The 16,777-nt window shown below is 36.4% G+C and carries 19 protein-coding genes; 16 read left to right on the top strand and 3 right to left on the bottom strand.

The window, feature by feature from the left end; all coding sequences use genetic code 11:
- Positions 1-107: 107 nt before the first annotated feature.
- Both F0365_RS05390 and F0365_RS05385 read right to left on the bottom strand, forming a co-directional pair.
- A complete protein-coding gene (locus tag F0365_RS05390) occupies positions 108-1,097 on the bottom strand; it encodes an endonuclease/exonuclease/phosphatase (protein ID WP_169932760.1) in 990 nt (329 codons plus the stop codon).
- A gap of 142 nt (positions 1,098-1,239) precedes the next feature.
- The gene (locus tag F0365_RS05385) at positions 1,240-2,592 is read right to left on the bottom strand and encodes a cytochrome-c peroxidase (RefSeq protein WP_169932759.1); all 1,353 of its coding nucleotides are present in this window, start codon (positions 2,590-2,592) and stop codon (positions 1,240-1,242) included.
- A gap of 84 nt (positions 2,593-2,676) precedes the next feature.
- Here F0365_RS05385 and F0365_RS05380 point away from each other — a divergent pair, with 84 nt between their 5' ends.
- Positions 2,677-3,432: an alpha/beta fold hydrolase gene (locus tag F0365_RS05380; protein WP_169932758.1), complete on the top strand. Its 756-nt coding sequence runs from the start codon at positions 2,677-2,679 to the stop codon at positions 3,430-3,432.
- A gap of 90 nt (positions 3,433-3,522) precedes the next feature.
- Positions 3,523-3,765 (top strand): hypothetical protein, encoded by a 243-nt coding sequence (locus F0365_RS05375; protein ID WP_169932757.1) that lies wholly within the window; start codon positions 3,523-3,525, stop codon positions 3,763-3,765.
- Here F0365_RS05375 and thiL read toward each other — a convergent pair.
- Complete coding sequence (gene thiL, locus F0365_RS05370) at positions 3,756-4,799, bottom strand: thiamine-phosphate kinase (protein ID WP_169932756.1); 1,044 nt, start codon at positions 4,797-4,799, stop codon at positions 3,756-3,758. The genes F0365_RS05375 and thiL overlap by 10 nt on opposite strands.
- Positions 4,800-4,969: 170 nt before the next feature.
- Here thiL and F0365_RS05365 point away from each other — a divergent pair, with 170 nt between their 5' ends.
- From F0365_RS05365 to truB, 14 genes are all read left to right on the top strand, one after another.
- Entirely contained in the window at positions 4,970-5,299 is a 330-nt protein-coding gene (locus F0365_RS05365; protein WP_169932755.1) for a HesB/IscA family protein, read from the top strand.
- 49 nt (positions 5,300-5,348) lie between these two features.
- Complete coding sequence (gene sufB, locus F0365_RS05360; protein ID WP_169932754.1) at positions 5,349-6,797, top strand: Fe-S cluster assembly protein SufB; 1,449 nt, start codon at positions 5,349-5,351, stop codon at positions 6,795-6,797.
- Positions 6,798-6,829: 32 nt separating this feature from the next.
- A complete protein-coding gene (locus F0365_RS05355; RefSeq protein ID WP_169932753.1) occupies positions 6,830-7,267 on the top strand; it encodes a component of SufBCD complex in 438 nt (145 codons plus the stop codon).
- A gap of 5 nt (positions 7,268-7,272) precedes the next feature.
- Positions 7,273-8,025, top strand: coding sequence for a Fe-S cluster assembly ATPase SufC (gene sufC / locus F0365_RS05350; protein ID WP_169932752.1), 753 nt, complete (start codon positions 7,273-7,275; stop codon positions 8,023-8,025).
- A gap of 100 nt (positions 8,026-8,125) precedes the next feature.
- Positions 8,126-9,439, top strand: a complete 1,314-nt coding sequence (sufD, locus tag F0365_RS05345) for a Fe-S cluster assembly protein SufD (protein WP_169932751.1) — start codon at positions 8,126-8,128, stop codon at positions 9,437-9,439.
- Between the two features lie 347 nt (positions 9,440-9,786).
- The gene (locus F0365_RS05340; RefSeq protein WP_169932750.1) at positions 9,787-10,536 is read left to right on the top strand and encodes a hypothetical protein; all 750 of its coding nucleotides are present in this window, start codon (positions 9,787-9,789) and stop codon (positions 10,534-10,536) included.
- Positions 10,537-10,783: 247 nt separating this feature from the next.
- Positions 10,784-11,227, top strand: coding sequence for a hypothetical protein (locus F0365_RS05335; RefSeq protein WP_169932749.1), 444 nt, complete (start codon positions 10,784-10,786; stop codon positions 11,225-11,227).
- 865 nt (positions 11,228-12,092) lie between these two features.
- The gene (locus F0365_RS05330; protein WP_169934766.1) at positions 12,093-13,307 is read left to right on the top strand and encodes an aminotransferase class V-fold PLP-dependent enzyme; all 1,215 of its coding nucleotides are present in this window, start codon (positions 12,093-12,095) and stop codon (positions 13,305-13,307) included.
- Between the two features lie 26 nt (positions 13,308-13,333).
- On the top strand, positions 13,334-13,738 hold the full coding sequence (locus tag F0365_RS05325; protein WP_169932748.1) for an META domain-containing protein: 405 nt from the start codon (positions 13,334-13,336) through the stop codon (positions 13,736-13,738).
- Positions 13,738-14,163 (top strand): SufE family protein, encoded by a 426-nt coding sequence (locus F0365_RS05320; RefSeq protein ID WP_169932747.1) that lies wholly within the window; start codon positions 13,738-13,740, stop codon positions 14,161-14,163. The genes F0365_RS05325 and F0365_RS05320 overlap by 1 nt, the downstream gene beginning before the upstream one ends.
- Before the next feature lies 1 nt (position 14,164).
- Entirely contained in the window at positions 14,165-14,485 is a 321-nt protein-coding gene (locus F0365_RS05315; protein ID WP_006796533.1) for an iron-sulfur cluster assembly protein, read from the top strand.
- A gap of 2 nt (positions 14,486-14,487) precedes the next feature.
- Entirely contained in the window at positions 14,488-15,006 is a 519-nt protein-coding gene (locus F0365_RS05310) for a DUF2480 family protein (protein ID WP_169932746.1), read from the top strand.
- Between the two features lie 153 nt (positions 15,007-15,159).
- Positions 15,160-15,876, top strand: a complete 717-nt coding sequence (locus tag F0365_RS05305; RefSeq protein WP_169932745.1) for a molecular chaperone DjiA — start codon at positions 15,160-15,162, stop codon at positions 15,874-15,876.
- A 50-nt stretch (positions 15,877-15,926) separates the two neighbouring features.
- Positions 15,927-16,634 (top strand): tRNA pseudouridine(55) synthase TruB, encoded by a 708-nt coding sequence (truB, locus tag F0365_RS05300; protein WP_169932744.1) that lies wholly within the window; start codon positions 15,927-15,929, stop codon positions 16,632-16,634.
- The last annotated feature ends 143 nt before the right edge of the window (positions 16,635-16,777 follow it).

Genomic DNA, 16,777 nt, shown 5'->3' with positions numbered 1-16,777 from the left:
ATAGTATACTTGCATCTGGTTTGGTGAATATATAAAAAAACTACCCCTACTTTTGTTTAACAAATCCATAATAGATTAAGAGAGACGTTTTGGGGTTCAATAACGTCTTAATTTCTTCTAAAGAGAGCAAAAACCGGAAAATGATCACTATAACCGCCTTTATAATTGCGCCCTACAAATGTTCGGGCTGGTTGACCGCGGTATTTTCCCTTCCATTGTCTCAACATGATGTCGTCAAAAATATCTGCTTTATGAAAATATAAACAATCGTAAATATCATTATGTAAACTCTCACTAATCATAATCTGATCAAAAAGATTCCATTTAAATTGATGGTTTAAAGTACCTCGGTGAAACTTCTTTAAAGGAGCTGTTATATTATCAAAACCCTTAGGTAAAATCCCTTCTTTGATACTGTTATTCTCTGGGTCGTCATTAAAATCTCCCATAATAATCACATGATGTGCTTCTTGTATTTCTAAATATGGATCTGTACGGTTACTATTTGGATCCTTTTTTTCTAGGTGTTGAATTAACTGACTGGCTACCTCAACTCTTTTTGCATCGGTAGTCTCTGCACCATCGCGACGTGACGGCCAGTGATTTACGTAAATATGAACTGGAGTGCCGGCTAGAACTCCTTCCACATATAATATATCTCTAGTAGTGTCACGTACACCTTCTTCATTTTCTAGGTATACAACAAGCGGCTCTGAATGACTGGGTTTAAAAACTCGAGTGTCGTACAATAAGGCTACGTCTATTCCTCTCTCGTCTGGGCTGTTGTAATGAATAAAATCATAATTGCTCTGAGCGAGTTTAGGTTGCGTAATGAGGTCATGGAGTACTTTTTTGTTCTCTACTTCTGCAAGACCTACTATAGCCGGTAACTTACCTGTGAGTTCAAAACCTATCTTGCTTATCGCATCGCTTATTTTAGTGAGTTTCTTTTGATACCTGTTTTCTGTCCATTTCTTTTGGCCAAATTCAGTAAAATCTTCATCTAATACATGGGAGTCTTTAATAGCATCAAAAAGATTTTCTACATTATAAAAAGCAACAGTGTACTGCTCAAAAGATTGCGAAGGAATGGACAAGTCGAGAATATTTTAGTCTTCAAATGTAAGGTATAACTCCCCTTTTTTAAATGAATATTGAAGTAATCTAAATGGGAAATAAGAGTTCAATATTCTTTAAAATTAAAGGTGTTTATATGCCTATTCTAGGGCTCTAATGGGCTTAATTACAGCCTAAATCAATTCTGCTTTGGGGGTCTGCATTAGGAAAACAGTTCCCTGACTGCACAGCACCCGGAACATAGCGAGTTAATTCTGCGTCGTACAAGCTTTTATCTAAAAAGTAAACCAGATCTGAGATTTCTTCTTCGGTAAGGTCAATGGCCCCCATTTCTGAAGCCAGATTTAAAGAAGCGTTTTGATCCTGTAGCGAAGTATTATTTTTATAACGCACCACTTCTTCTATACTATTAAAGGTAGCGCCATGACCGTAGAAAGCTGCATCGCGTAAATTGTATAGCGTAGGTGTCTTAAACTTATAATTATCAGAAGAGTTTCCTGTAAAGCCTCCGCGACCTTTTTTTACCATATCAAAGCCTGCATCATCTAAAACTATCGCATCATTAGAATCGTCAAAGTGTCCAAAGCCAAAAGCGTGAAATTCCTGATCTTTCAGCGCTGGGCCAGTATGACAAGTAATACACTGCCCTTTACCTGCAAAAACAATAGCACCTCTTTTCTCTCGATCAGAAAGAGCGTCGTAATCCCCTTTTAAATAATCTTGCCATGGGGAACGATTTGCTAGAAGTGTTCTATTAAATGCGGCAAGTGCTAAGGCAGCCGTTTGTGAGGTGTACCTAGAACCAGGAGCTACATCTCCAAAAGCCTGATCAAAAAGCCATCGGTACCCATTGCTATTTATAAAATCTTCATCGATTTGAAGCCTGTGCGTTAACTGACCCACTAAAGCTTGCGTTTCTAGTCCTTGAAAACCCAAATGGTTTTCGGGAACTCCTGTTGCCGCCCATCTGGATTCAGTTCCTAAATTAGGACCAGTGGCACCCAACATACCGTTCCACAAAGCTGTTTCTTGATAGGCTACGTTTAATAAAGTAGGTGGCCGTACCGGTTGTAAATCTACCGAGTCCAGCGGCATGTTCAAATCAATTTGCCTGCCTTCTCCAGCAAAACCAAAACCAGCTCCTCCTTCCCCTATTCCTTGCCTGCGACCTGAATAAAAGCTGGAAGCTACAGGGTGACATGAAGCGCACGAATAGGTGCCTTCCATTTGGCTCATTTTAGGGGCGCCAGCAGTAGCCGTTTCATGAAGTAATAACTGGCCTAAAGCAACTTTAAAAGTATTTAACGGATTCAACGGATCTTGAGGTATCGCATTAAAATCATCGCTATCTGGTAATAAGAAAAAGCGCTTTCCTTGTCCATTAGCATTTTGCACTAGCAACTCCTCCAGACGTATATCTAATGCTGTTCTCGCCAATTCATAATCTTCGGTCTCTGTACAAGAAACCAAAAATATAAATGAAATGCTCCATAAGTATAGATAGTTCTTTCCCATTGTGAATGGCTAATTTAACAAATATTTTACAACCCTGATCCTTTTATGATCATCTGGCCGTGAACAAGCTATTACCTTTGCTTTATGAACGATTTACACTATACATTTATAAACAATAATCAACCCGTATTGTTATTGATACACGGCTTTCTAGGAAGCATGCAACAATGGAGTTATTTAGAGCAAGATTTACTAGCTACTCATTCCTTGTTGAAGATAGATCTTCCTGGTCATGGAATGACGTCAGAATTTCAGGAAAACTACACCTTAGAAGAACTCAGTTTAAGGATCGATCAAATTTTGGTCTTCGAGAAGATAGAAAAAGTTCATATAGTCGGTCATAGTATGGGTGGTTATTTAGGTTGCGCTTACGCAAATGCGAGACCCGACAAAACGCGTTCTCTTACTTTAATCAACAGCATCGCCTCCAACGATACAAAACAAAGAAAACTCATACGCGATCGATCGATACAGTTGATAGAAAAACACCAAGCTGCTTTTGTAAGTATGGCGATAGGAAACCTGTTTACTGTTGAAGAAAGAAAATTATATGAAACTCGCATAACATTAATGAAGCAACAAGCAGATCAAATTTCTATTAGAAGCATTATTCAAGCTCTTACATGCATGCGAGATAGAAGTGATTATTTACCTCTGTTAAAAGAAGTTGATTTCCCCATTACCTATATATACGGTAAACAAGATAATATTGTACCCCTAGAACTAGTTGAAAAAGAGCAGGTTTACCTAAGAGCAAATGCTCGGATAATCGACAACGGACACATGTCTTTGTTGATAAACCCTTTGAACATCCTAAAAAACATGTATTTCATCGAGTAATTATGCTTTTAAGCAAATTTTATTAACAAAGTTTCTATATTACGTTTGTTATCAATGTATAACGGATTTTTATAACCTAAAACCTAATATATGAGCAAAAATTATTCTTCTTTAAAAGCCATAGGTTGTTCCATAATTGGTCATCATTATCAAGTGTCCTACAAAGTGAATGATCATATTCAAGAAATATGTTGTTCCAAGTGCCATAAGCAAATGACAAGAACAATATATGGGAAGATCGTTCCACTTAATGCACGTCAAGCACAAATTAATCGCACCTTAAATGATGTAGATCAAAGAAGAAAGCAAGCAAGAACACAACTTTATTCTTGAAAACTATTCCATCCCATTGCTTTAATTGGGATTTGTTCCCCTCCACGAGTCACTAAATTAATCCCATAAGAAGCATCTACCACATGCCCTATTACCGATAAACTAGGATTTGCTTTTATTTTAGGGAAATCTTCTTGTTTTACAGTAAACAACAATTCATAGTCTTCTCCACCGCTTAAGGCAATTGTGGTACTGTCCAAATTAAACTCTTCACAAGCCGTAATTACTGTAGGATCTAATGGTATCTTATCTTCGTATAAGGTCATTCCTACTTTGCTGTGCTTGCATAAATGAATAATTTCAGAACTCAATCCGTCAGACAGATCGATCATACTGGTAGGGTGCACCTTGAGTTCTTCTAATAATTTACAAATATCTTTTCTAGCCTCTGGCTTTAATTGTCTTTCTAATAGATAACTATACGCCTCGATATCTGGCTGATTTTGTGGATTAGCTTTAAAAACAGCTTTCTCTCTTTCTAGAATCTGCAAGCCCATATAAGCAGCTCCTATATCACCAGACACCACTAGTAAATCTCCTTCATTTGCCCCTTTTCTACGCACAATTTTATCCGCATCTTGTTCACCAATTGCCGTTACAGAAATAACCAACCCACTACGCGATGCTGTGGTGTCTCCTCCTACGAGGTCAACTCCATAAGTTTTACAGGCCATATGAATTCCTTCATACAGTTCGTTAACCGCTTCCACAGGGAATCGATTAGAAATAGCGATAGATACCGTAACCTGTGTTGCCTTAGCGTTCATGGCATACACATCAGATAAATTCACCATTATCGCTTTGTAACCTAGATGTTTTAAAGGTACATAGCTCAAATCAAAGTGAACACCTTCCACGAGCATATCGGTCGTTACTACGGTAGACTTCGTGTGGTTCAAAACCGCTGCGTCATCACCTATTCCAGTAATGGTAGAGTCTTGTCCGATCTTAAAATTCTTAGTTATAAAATCAATCAGGCCGAACTCGCCTAGATTTTCTACGGGTGTGCGTTGTGGAGATTTATCTTCTATCATCTTGCAAAATTACGATTAAGGTAAGAATGACCGCATAAAAACGACTTAATATTTGAGAAAACTCTCCCATAGACAGTATAAATATCACTATAGTGAGAATTTCATGATCGCCTAATGCTAGGAACTCTTTGTACCTTATATTTGTAATGATTTTAAATAAGCTATTTAATATGATAAGTGTATCAGAAACTGCAAAGACTAAACTCACGCAATTAATGAGTGAAGAGGGCTTCCTTATAGGTAAGGACTTTGTACGCGTAGGTGTGAAAAGCGGGGGCTGTAGCGGTCTTTCTTACGATTTGAATTTTGACAAAGAAAGCGCAGATACTGACAAAGTATTTGAAGCAAATGATGTGAAAATAGCCGTAGATAAAAAAAGTTTTCTTTATCTCGTTGGTACTACTCTAGAATTTAGCGGTGGATTAAACGGTAAAGGATTTGTTTTCAATAATCCTAACGCCCAAAGAACTTGTGGTTGTGGTGAGTCTTTTTCGTTGTAAAAAGATAGTTATAATCCCGCTTTCGCGAAAGCGCAATTAAAAGAAAAATATGTCAAAATATACAGAAGAACAATTAGAAAAAGAACTTAAGAACAAAGAGTATGAGTACGGCTTCTACACCGATATGAAGTCAGATACTATTCCTGTAGGTCTTAGTGAAGATGTGATACGCATAATTTCTGCAAAGAAAAATGAACCACAATGGATGCTGGAATGGAGACTAGAGGCATATCGTATTTTTATAGAAATGGAAGAACCAGAATGGGCAAATGTGACTTATGAAAAGCCTGACTTGCAAGCGATATCTTATTATTCTGCTCCTGGTTCTAAACCCAAATTAGATAGCTTGGACGAAGTAGATCCAGAGTTGTTAGAGACTTTTAAAAAGTTAGGGATTTCTATTGATGAGCAAAAGAAACTTAGTGGAGTTGCGATGGATGTTGTTATCGACTCCGTATCTGTAGCAACCACATTTAAGAAAACACTTGGTGAGAAGGGAATTATCTTCTGTCCTATTTCTGAAGCTATTCAAGAACATCCAGAATTAGTAAAAAAACACTTAGGAACAGTAATTCCGCAAAATGATAATTATTATGCAGCTCTTAATAGCGCTGTGTTCTCTGATGGGTCTTTTTGTTATATTCCTAAAGGCGTCAAGTGTCCTATGGAACTATCTACCTACTTCCGTATCAATGAAGGAGGAACGGGACAGTTTGAAAGAACACTCGTTATTGCAGACGAAGGTAGTTTTGTATCTTACCTTGAAGGTTGCACAGCACCTAGCCGTGACGAAAATCAACTACACGCCGCTTGTGTTGAGTTAATCGCTATGGATGATGCAGAGATCAAATACTCCACCGTACAAAACTGGTATCCAGGAAATGCTGAAGGAAAAGGTGGTGTTTTTAATTTTGTAACCAAACGTGGAATCTGTGAGAAAAACGCAAAAATATCATGGACACAAGTAGAAACTGGTAGTGCCGTTACATGGAAATATCCTAGTTGTATCCTTAAGGGTGATAACTCAGTTGGAGAATTTTATTCCATAGCAGTAACTAATAATTACCAGCAAGCAGATACGGGAACTAAAATGATCCACTTAGGAAAAAATACCAAGTCGACCATTATTTCAAAAGGGATAAGTGCTGGGAAGTCCCAAAACTCTTATCGTGGTCTTGTGAAAATAGGTTCTAGGGCAACAAATGCCCGTAACTTCTCACAATGTGATAGCTTATTAATGGGTAATGATTGTGGCGCGCACACGTTTCCATATATAGAAAATAGCAACAGTACTTCAAAAGTAGAGCACGAAGCTACCACTAGCAAAATAGGTGAAGACCAAATTTTTTATTGCAACCAGCGTGGTATTGAAACAGAAAAAGCAATTGCCCTTATAGTAAATGGTTTCTCAAAACAAGTATTGAATAATTTGCCTATGGAGTTTGCAGTAGAGGCTCAAAAACTACTAGAAATAAGTCTAGAAGGATCCGTAGGATAAAAAAGCACCATCAACCATTTAACACCATAAATATGAAGCGATTGATCGTTTTAAGTTTTTTAGCCTTAGCTATGGTTTCTTGTAAAAACAATAAGGAATCTAAGGAGGGAGCTGATGTCATAAAGAAGATGCAAGAGGAAGTTCTTCCAGAAGGACAACAACTTTTTAGAGGTGAATTTATCTTTATCGAAGATGCTGCGGTACTTACTGCAAGAAACGACATTTATGCCGTGGAAATCGATCATAAAATGCACGAGCTAAATAAGGTCGCAGAAGCCTTAAAAAAAACGGAATTCGATATGGTGAACGTGGTAATTCGCGGTACTGTAAAGCCTAACCCTATAAAAGCAGAGATAGGTGAAGGATGGGATGAAATGATTACGATTACAAAAATTATAGAAGTTACTCCAGCAACAAATGCAGATATAATTAAGACTGGAAAAACATTAGATATTAAAGACGTTAAATAACAGCTATGTTAAAGATAAAAGACCTTACAGCAACTATTGAAGGAAAAGAAATCCTCAATGGAATCAATCTAGAGGTAAAAGCAGGAGAAGTACACGCAATAATGGGACCTAATGGTTCTGGCAAATCTACACTTGCAAATATTATTGCAGGACGTGAGGAATATGAGGTAACAGGAGGAGAAATTACTCTAGAAGGAGAAAATATTGGGGAGTTGGATCCAGAAGAAAGAGCCCACAGAGGTATTTTTCTTTCTTTTCAATATCCCGTAGAAATTCCAGGAGTATCGGTTACTAATTTTATGAAAACCGCTATCAATGAGACTCGCAAAGCTCAAGGTAAAGATGACATGACCGCAAAGGACATGTTAAAAATGATACGTGAGAAATCTGAAATGCTAGAAATAGACCGTAAATTTCTTTCTCGTTCTTTGAATGAAGGATTTTCTGGAGGAGAAAAGAAACGTAACGAAATATTCCAGATGGCGATGTTAGAGCCTAAACTGGCTATTCTTGATGAAACAGATTCTGGACTAGACATCGATGCCTTGCGCATCGTTGCAAATGGAGTGAATAAACTTAGAAGTAAAGATAACGCTACTATTGTTATTACTCACTACCAGCGTCTTTTAGAATACATCGTTCCAGACTTTGTCCACGTTTTATATAACGGTCGCATCGTAAAATCTGGTGGCAAAGAACTGGCGTCAGAGCTAGAAAAACGCGGTTACGACTGGATCAAAGAAGAGGTAGAAGCTTAAACAAATTGCTTTAGAATTTCTAGAGCTATCTGTATTGCGTTTATTTTTTCATTAATGAACTTTTAAGTTCGCTTTTGCGAAAGCGAGAAAAAAATTAACTATGAGTTTTAAAGACCATATCCTTTCTTCTTTTATTGCCCTAGAAAATGAAGTCGATACCAATAGCTACGTACATAATTTGCGTAGTGAAGCATTGACAGATTTTGAACATCTAGGAATTCCTCAACGCAGAGAAGAAGCCTATAAGTACACTTCATTAAAATCTTTATTCAATAAAGATTACAGCCTTTTTCCTAAAAAGGAAACTGATATTTCTTATGGAGATATTAAGAAGTACTTAGTACATCAAATCGATGCCTATCGCGTTATTTTTATAGACGGTATTTACAGTTCGCATCTTTCACAAACAACGCATGATAAATTTGACGTTTGTTTAATGTCCAGTACCTTAAACGACCCCAAATATGCTCCTGTAATAGAAAATTATTACAATAAACTCGCTGCTAAAAACGGACTAACTTCTTTAAACACCGCTTTTGCAAAAGAAGGTGCTTATATTCATATAGGTAAAAATATCGCGGTAGAAAAACCTATCGAGATTGTTTATTTCTCTACTGGAAATGAAGCCGAATTAATGATACAGCCGCGCAACCTAGTTGTAGTGGGAGAAAATTCTCAAGTACAAATTATTGAAAGACATCAAAGTCTTAGCGATAATGCTGTATTGACAAATAGCGTTACAGAAATTTATGCTGATAAGCGTTCCCTGGTAGACTGGTATAAAATCCAAAACGACCGTTTAAGCGCTTCTTTAATTGATCATACCTTTGTGGAGCAAAAAGACAATTCTGAGGTGCGTGTTCATACCTTCTCTTTCGGTGGAAAGCTCACTCGTAATAACTTGAACTTTTACCAACGAGGTGAACACTGTAATTCTGTTCTTAATGGCGTTACTATTATACAAGGAAAACAACATGTAGATCATTCTACGCTGGTACATCATACAGCTCCCAATTGTGAAAGTTTTCAAGAATACAAACAGATTTTTGACGATCGTTCCGTTGGCGTATTTCACGGTAAAGTACTAGTAGACAGAATAGCTCAAAAAATCAATGCCTACCAACAAAACAACAATATTTTAGTAAGCGATACGTCAACCATCAATGCAAAACCTCAATTAGAGATTTTTGCTGACGATGTAAGATGCTCCCATGGTTGTACCATAGGACAACTAGATGACGAAGCGCTATTTTATATGAGAGCTCGAGGAATCCCTAAAAAAGAAGCTCGTGCCTTATTGATGTTTGCTTTTGCAAACAGCGTACTAGAAACCGTAAGAATTCCAGAAATTAAATCTCGTATTACAAAGCTTATTGCGACTAAGCTAAGTGTGGAGATTGGGTTTGATTTATAAAAATATCTTTCACTATTAGTTACTAACGCTAGATCCAAAAGATCTAGCGTTTTTTTGTGACTGTTTTTAAGGAAATAGATGCCTTCCGGTTATTCTGCGCATTCAGGAGAAACTTTCACTTTACCACATCTTTATAATTCATAAAAGAAAAGGCTAATGATTTAGCACTACCGAAATCTCAACAACTGAAAATGAAGCTAGGAATATTTAGTTCCTATGGATGGCTAAAGAAAATGGAAATTAATTTTACATTATACTCCTAATTACGTCTAAAGGATCTATAAGCTGCATCAACATAACCTAAAGTGGATAGTTTAAACTATTTTTGAGAGAGCAAAAGTTATAAAATGGGGGTTTTCAATAAAATAAGAAGGAATGCTATTTTATCAAAATCTTTAAAGGTTTATGTAAAATATGGTTTGGGAGAGATCTTAATTGTAATTATCGGTGTGTTTTTTGCACTTCAAATTAACAATTGGAATGACAGGAGAACGGAAAATGAAGTTATGAAATCCTATTTCAGTAAAATGCATGATGAAATTAATTCTACCACTCAGGTCATTGACTACAGCTCAGCATATACAAAGGAATACATGATTCCTCAATTAAGACGTGGATTAAAAGTCATGTCAACCCATCAAAAAGATTCCTTAAATGAGTTTAAAATAGCCCTAGGAGAATTAACCGAAGGGGAATCTCTTACTTTCTACCTTCCTATAATTGACGAATTTATAAATCAAGGTTACTTGTCTAAAATAGATAATGAAGTACTCAACCGTCAATTTGAAAATTTAAATTATTTTAGAAGTCAGTGTAAAATTTCTAATGAACTATCTAGAGAATATCAAATTAAATTAATAAAACCCTATATCGGAAAACACATTAATTATTCAGAAATTGCTATTAATCAAGATTATATTCAAACAGGCGGGACAAAAACAGACTTAGATAAACTCTTACACGACCAGGAGCTGCGAAATCTTATGACCTTTCAATTAGAAAACCTTTATAAAAGTACATCCAACTTTACAGCGTTAAGCGCCACCTTAAAAAGAATTGATTCCAACCTAATAAAGATTAATAAAAGCTTTGATTAAATTCGTTTTAGGGTGCTGCCGGAATTGTTTTGGACTCCGTTTTTATGTACTTGTTACCCAACATATACATACGATCATAACTCTCTGCAAGTGAAAACGATCTCTTTTTGATAATTAAAAAAGTTTTCAAGTCGCCATAAAATAGTAAATTTAAAAAATACCTCCCTGATAAAGAGAGAAGTAAGTAAGAATACTATTATCTTTAATTCGTTTTCAAATTTCATTGAACTCAGAAAATCAACAAAACATGAAAAAAATCACCACCATAGCGCTTCTCTTTCTTTCCTTAAATGCATTTTCTCAAGTAGAAACCTTTATTACCTCTATATATGCAACCTCCACTTTTGGATCGTATAGCAACTGTACTAGGCGAGGTCTTTGTGCGGTTAAAGCAAGTATTGATAACAGCAAGTCCAACACTCAAACCATCATTAATGAAGACAACACCTTGACTTTAATTTTTGAAAGAGATCAACTTACCAAGGAAGAGGAGCTTAAAATATTAGGTAAAGAAATCAATCTCAACACAGAGTTCGAGAACTTTACTTTTATAATGGAAGAAACGCTTGAGCCCGACGAAGAAACAAGAAAAGCCTTAAATTTTCCTCAAAATCTTACTACCATAACAACAGGGACCTATCCTATCATAATCACAGAAGAGTCCTTCACAGTGACGCTTAAACTCATCTAATTATCACAGAGGTGACCTATTGTCGAGCCCATCAGTATGACGACATCTTTTAAAAGATTAGTTTTAATTTTAGAATTCCTTTATTTTATAACTTATTAACGCTAGATCTAAAGATCTAGCGTTTTAAATTTCTAAAAACAAGAGTCTTTACCTTGATCAAATACCATCCTAATTTATACGTATAAAGTAAGTCATGGAACAGAAACTCAAACTCAACCAAGGCGTCATTGAAGACAATAAAAATATGTGCAAGAACATCAAAAAAGCATTTCTCGTATTATAGAAAACTATTTAAAATAAATTACTACTAAAAAATAAGATAGATGATTTAGAAATAACTCCTTTTGTCTCAAGTATTTCTACTGCATTTTCTATTTCTAACAATGTTGATATAAAAAAGGAATATGAAGATTACTTAAATAAAAAATACAAGTGGAAAGCAGCCATTTTATAAACACTAACCTAATACCAGACTTTTTAGGTAAGAGAAAATTATTTTGTGAATCTAGAGCAAAAATTGCCTTCCTAACCGAAAAAAGCCAGTAATTATATTGGTATCGCGTATACCTTTGGCAACTGTCAACTATTTTTTATCAAAAAAAGGTTCAAAAACACTCTAATTCCAGTACTGAATCCTATAGAATGAACTCATCTTTACTTTTTGCTTTAAACCGCAAATCATGGCTTTTGTACTTTAATGAACGTATTTTTTGTTCGCATAGCAAAAGCTACGGAAACAAAAAAATCATGAAGTTAGAGTGTATAATGGATGATTAGTTGTAGGCAAAAGAAAAGGTGGTGATGAGATCAATTATCTAGCACCGATTTAACATTGTCTTCACGCCTAGAGCTTACCTTTGCAACTATGCTAGACATCAAGAAAATAAGAGCTGATTTCCCTATTTTAAACCGTAAAGTAAACGGACAGCCATTGATCTATTTTGATAATGCCGCGACTTCTCAAAAACCTTTACAGGTGATTGATAAAATCGTAGAGTATTATACCCTATACAACGCAAACATACACCGTGGTGTGCATGCCTTGAGTCAGGAAGCAACAGACCATTTTGAAAGTGCTCGCGAGAAAGCAAGAGCTTTTTTTAATATTCCTCTTACCAAACAAGTCATCTTTACTTCTGGCAACACCCATTCTATTAATGCCGTAGCAAGTGGTGCACATGTCTTTGTAAAAAAAGGAGATGAAGTGATTGTTAGCGCAGTAGAACATCACTCTAACATAGTGCCTTGGCAAATGCTTTGTGAACGAATAGGAGCAACTTTAAAAGTGATTCCAGTTTTAGATAATGGAACGCTAGATATGGATACTTATCACAACCTTCTCAATTCTAAAACAGCATTTGTAGTTGTCAATCATATTTCTAACGCTTTAGGAGTTGAAAACCCAGTTAAAGAAATCATAGATGCCGCGCATGAATATGGTGCTATGACACTGATTGATGGGGCACAATCTTGTGGGCATATGAAATTAGATATGCAAGCGCTCGATGCTGACTTCTACACCATATCTGGACATAAGATGTGTGGACCAACTGGGATAGGAATTCTTTATGGAAAAGAAGAAGCTTTGAATACTTTACCACCCTATCAAGGTGGCGGCGAAATGATTGATCAAGTTAGTTTTGAAAAAACAACTTATGCTGGATTACCTCATAAATTTGAAGCAGGAACGCCTAACATTTGCGGTGGTATTGCATTAGGAGCAGCTATCGATTACTTGAATGAAGTAGGTATGGAAAACATCGCTGCTTATGAACATGAACTGCTGGTTTATGGAACAGAGCAAATCAAAAGTATACCTGGCGCTAAAATTTATGGTGATGTCACTAACAAAGCTGCGGTCATTAGTTTTAATGTCGCTAGCCTGCATCCTTATGACATAGGAACTATTGTAGATAAATTAGGTGTGGCCGTGAGAACAGGGCACCACTGTGCACAACCTGTTATGGAACGTTTTGAAATTCCAGGAACCATTAGGGCCAGCTTTGCTTTTTACAATACTAAAGAAGAAATAGATGTTATGGTACAAGCTTTGCAACGAGCTGTAAATATGTTATCTTAACTCTGGGGTAGTTAAAATCAAGTATTATGAAACTAACAACAATACTATTGACTTTAATGTCTTTGATGATCACAAACTGCAAAGACTTGGAAGGTATAGACGGAGATTATGAAATTACTACAGTAGGAAGCAACGACTATTCAGAGTACGATATCACCATGTCTATAGAAATGGGTAAAGAAAATAAAATTTCAGGAAAATCTGCTTGTAATCAATATTTTGGAAGCTTTAAAAACCCTGAAAAAAATAAAATAGAAATGGGAGTGCTCGCAGGAACAAAAATGTACTGTAGCGACCTTGACGAAATAGAAAAAGAGTATAAGATTCACTTGTTAAAAGTAGCCTCTGTAGAAGTCACCAACACAGGCCTCAACCTTATTGATAAAGAAGGAAAAGTAATTATAGTTGCAGTAAAAAAAGAAGATAAATAATGGCGAGCATTCAAGAAATACAAGAAGAAATAGTTGATGAATTTTCCATGTTTGACGACTGGATGCAGCGTTATGAATACATGATCGATTTAGGGAAAAGCCTTCCTTTAATTGATGCAAATTTAAAAACAGAAGATCGTATTATAAAAGGTTGCCAGTCTAAAGTATGGGTAAATGCAGAGCTAGAATCTGATAAAATTGCCTTTACCGCAGACAGTGATGCCATTATTACCAAAGGTATCATCGCCATTCTCATAAGAGCTTGGTCGGGTCAAAAACCAGCAGATATTATCGCGGCTAATACCAATTTTATAGACGAGATAGGGCTCAAAGAACACCTTTCCCCTACCAGAGCAAATGGACTTGTTTCCATGATCAAACAATTAAAAATGTATGCCATAGCATACCAAACTCAAGTCAACTAAGATGGAAGAAATCAACGGACAAGAAATAGGAGAAAAAGTAGTAAAAGTTCTCAAGACCATTTACGATCCAGAAATACCTGTAGATATATACGAACTAGGATTGATCTACGATGTTATGGTAAGCAGCGATGCTGACGTAAAAATACTCATGACGTTAACTTCGCCTAATTGCCCAGTGGCCGAAACGTTGCCAGTAGAAGTAGAAGAAAAAGTAAAGACCCTCAAAGAAGTAAATGATGCTGAAGTAGAGATCACTTTTGACCCACCATGGAACAAAGATTTGATGAGTGAAGAGGCAAAACTTGAACTAGGAATGCTTTAAATATGGCCGAAGAAATCATCAATCGCCTCGCAAACTCTAAGTTAATAACATTTGATTTAGAAGATTTTTATGCACCTGGACCACGTACCGTCATTGATATTTCTCAATGGCTGTTAGAAGGAATTGTGCTGGTAGAATCCCGCTTTCGCGAAAGCTTAAAAACAACCGATTTTACTGCATATAAAGATCATTACGTAGCCATAAGATGCAGTACAGACGCAATTGTACCACAATGGGCATGGATGCTCGTGCAGAGCCAGCTTCACGGAATTGCTAAAAAAGTAGTCTATGGTTCTCTAGAACAATTAGAAACAGAAATTTACAGAGAAGCGATAGCCCTTCTTGATGTGAGTGAATTTCAAGACATATCAATGATTGTAAAAGGCTGCTCTAACAAACCTGTTCCTGTAGCAGCTTATACTATGATTACCGATAAATTACAAAACGTAGCTCGTTCTATAATGTACGGTGAGGCATGCTCTGCTGTTCCTGTTTTTAAACGTAAGAAAAAAGTCCCGTAGCCATTTTGTCACCTAAAAGTTATAAAAACGCTATGGCACATTCATTGAAAACAAAAAGCCGTAACCGAGAATGATCTCGGCCTGCCTAGTAAATTTTAAAATGATTGCTATTTAAAGATTTATTAGGTATCCTAATAACCAGACTTACAACATATGTCATTTTTCGGCTATATCGCTATATTTTTTGTTCTTAGATGGATTTACACTGCTTTTCTTAGTAATGGAAGTTCACAGCAAAGTAGAACCCAATCAGGAAGTCCTTTTCAGAGACGGAGTACTACGGTAAGTCCGCAGGATTTTGAATTGAATTTACTTTCTCTTACTTCTTTAGTTATAAAGGCAGATGGGAAAATTACCCAAAATGAACTGGATTACGTAAGGCAGTATTTTGTTAGTTCTTACGGTAAAGAAAGAGCTAACGCTATATTCAAAGTCTTTAATGATGTGGTTAAAAAGCGTGAAGTAGACGCGGCGAGAATTTGCAGTTACCTCAACGCCAGAACTAGGTATGAATCCAGATTACAGATCCTTCATTTTCTGTTTGGCATTGCTCAAGCAGATGGTCACATAAGTGAAGCTGAAATACGTGTGATCTATCAAATAGCAGGCTACCTGCGACTTACAGAGCGCGATTTTATCTCCATCAAAGCCATGTTTGTAAAAGATCAAGATAACGCCTATAAGATTCTCGAAATCGATAAGTCTGTTCCTGACCACGAGGTAAAAAAAGCCTACCGAACCATGGCAAAGAAATACCACCCAGATAAATTAATGGATATGGACGAAGCTTATAAAAAAGGTGCTGAAGAGAAATTCAAAAAGGTTCTAGACGCATATGAAACCGTACGCAAGGAACGTGGAATGAGTTAATAATCCCTTTTCATTTTTCTACAAGTTTTTAATTCTCTTTCTTTACACCTATGCAAGATCCACAAAATCCATACCTCACCGGTCAAGTATTACTTATCGATAAACCATTAGAATGGTCTTCTTTTCAAGTAGTCAACAAATTACGCTGGTTGATTAGAAAAGAATACAAGATCAAGAAAATCAAAGTAGGGCATGCGGGCACACTAGATCCGCTAGCAAGTGGTTTGTTGATTATTTGTACTGGAAAAGAGACCAAAAACATCAGTACCTATCAAGCACAAGAAAAAGAATATACTGGCACGATAACCTTAGGAGGAACAACACCTAGTTACGATCTTGAAACTGAAATAGATCAAACCTTTGCATTAGACCAGCTCACAGAGAAATCGATCAAAGAAACAACCGCGCAGTTCACCGGAGAAATACAGCAAAAGCCCCCTATTTTCTCAGCGATTAAAAAAGATGGGAAACGATTGTATGAACTAGCGCGTGCTGGAGAAACTACAGAGATCGAAGCAAGAACAGTGACTGTAAATGAATTTGAAATTACTAGAATCGAACTTCCAGAAGTAGACTTTAAAATTTCTTGTAGCAAAGGAACTTACATCCGTTCTATTGCGCACGATTTTGGTGCTGCATTAAATAATGGTGGTCATCTATCTTCTCTAAGAAGAACCGCTATAGGAAATTACCGTGTGGAAAATGCAATGAGTATTGAGAGTTTTGAGAAGTTAGTAAAGACAGATTCACAAGAATAAATATCAAGGCTTTTTGTCTTGTTGACTCTTTTAGAAAACTCATCAGATACATACTGATTTAGATATCAGTAGATTCTGCATTAAGTGCGCAAATAGAACTTAATAGAAGGGCTCCTTTTCTTAGAGAAGGAAAGGTGGGCAAA

The organism is Nonlabens sp. Ci31, from assembly GCF_012974865.1.
Classification (GTDB): Bacteria; Bacteroidota; Bacteroidia; order Flavobacteriales; family Flavobacteriaceae; genus Nonlabens.
The sequence above is the reverse complement of the archived record's forward strand: the minus strand, read 5'-3'. Positions and strand labels throughout refer to the sequence as shown.

Excerpts from the sequence above, each read along its gene's own strand:
- F0365_RS05385 (WP_169932759.1), bottom strand. The coding sequence starts at position 2,592 with ATGGGAAAGAACTATCTATACTTATGGAGCATTTCATTTATATTTTTG.
- F0365_RS05380 (WP_169932758.1), top strand. The coding sequence starts at position 2,677 with ATGAACGATTTACACTATACATTTATAAACAATAATCAACCCGTATTG.
- F0365_RS05375 (WP_169932757.1), top strand. The coding sequence starts at position 3,523 with ATGAGCAAAAATTATTCTTCTTTAAAAGCCATAGGTTGTTCCATAATT.
- thiL (WP_169932756.1), bottom strand. The coding sequence starts at position 4,799 with ATGATAGAAGATAAATCTCCACAACGCACACCCGTAGAAAATCTAGGC.
- F0365_RS05365 (WP_169932755.1), top strand. The coding sequence starts at position 4,970 with ATGATAAGTGTATCAGAAACTGCAAAGACTAAACTCACGCAATTAATG.
- sufB (WP_169932754.1), top strand. The coding sequence starts at position 5,349 with ATGTCAAAATATACAGAAGAACAATTAGAAAAAGAACTTAAGAACAAA.
- F0365_RS05355 (WP_169932753.1), top strand. The coding sequence starts at position 6,830 with ATGAAGCGATTGATCGTTTTAAGTTTTTTAGCCTTAGCTATGGTTTCT.
- sufC (WP_169932752.1), top strand. The coding sequence starts at position 7,273 with ATGTTAAAGATAAAAGACCTTACAGCAACTATTGAAGGAAAAGAAATC.
- sufD (WP_169932751.1), top strand. The coding sequence starts at position 8,126 with ATGAGTTTTAAAGACCATATCCTTTCTTCTTTTATTGCCCTAGAAAAT.
- F0365_RS05340 (WP_169932750.1), top strand. The coding sequence starts at position 9,787 with ATGGGGGTTTTCAATAAAATAAGAAGGAATGCTATTTTATCAAAATCT.
- F0365_RS05335 (WP_169932749.1), top strand. The coding sequence starts at position 10,784 with ATGAAAAAAATCACCACCATAGCGCTTCTCTTTCTTTCCTTAAATGCA.
- F0365_RS05330 (WP_169934766.1), top strand. The coding sequence starts at position 12,093 with ATGCTAGACATCAAGAAAATAAGAGCTGATTTCCCTATTTTAAACCGT.
- F0365_RS05325 (WP_169932748.1), top strand. The coding sequence starts at position 13,334 with ATGAAACTAACAACAATACTATTGACTTTAATGTCTTTGATGATCACA.
- F0365_RS05320 (WP_169932747.1), top strand. The coding sequence starts at position 13,738 with ATGGCGAGCATTCAAGAAATACAAGAAGAAATAGTTGATGAATTTTCC.
- F0365_RS05315 (WP_006796533.1), top strand. The coding sequence starts at position 14,165 with ATGGAAGAAATCAACGGACAAGAAATAGGAGAAAAAGTAGTAAAAGTT.
- F0365_RS05310 (WP_169932746.1), top strand. The coding sequence starts at position 14,488 with ATGGCCGAAGAAATCATCAATCGCCTCGCAAACTCTAAGTTAATAACA.
- F0365_RS05305 (WP_169932745.1), top strand. The coding sequence starts at position 15,160 with ATGTCATTTTTCGGCTATATCGCTATATTTTTTGTTCTTAGATGGATT.
- truB (WP_169932744.1), top strand. The coding sequence starts at position 15,927 with ATGCAAGATCCACAAAATCCATACCTCACCGGTCAAGTATTACTTATC.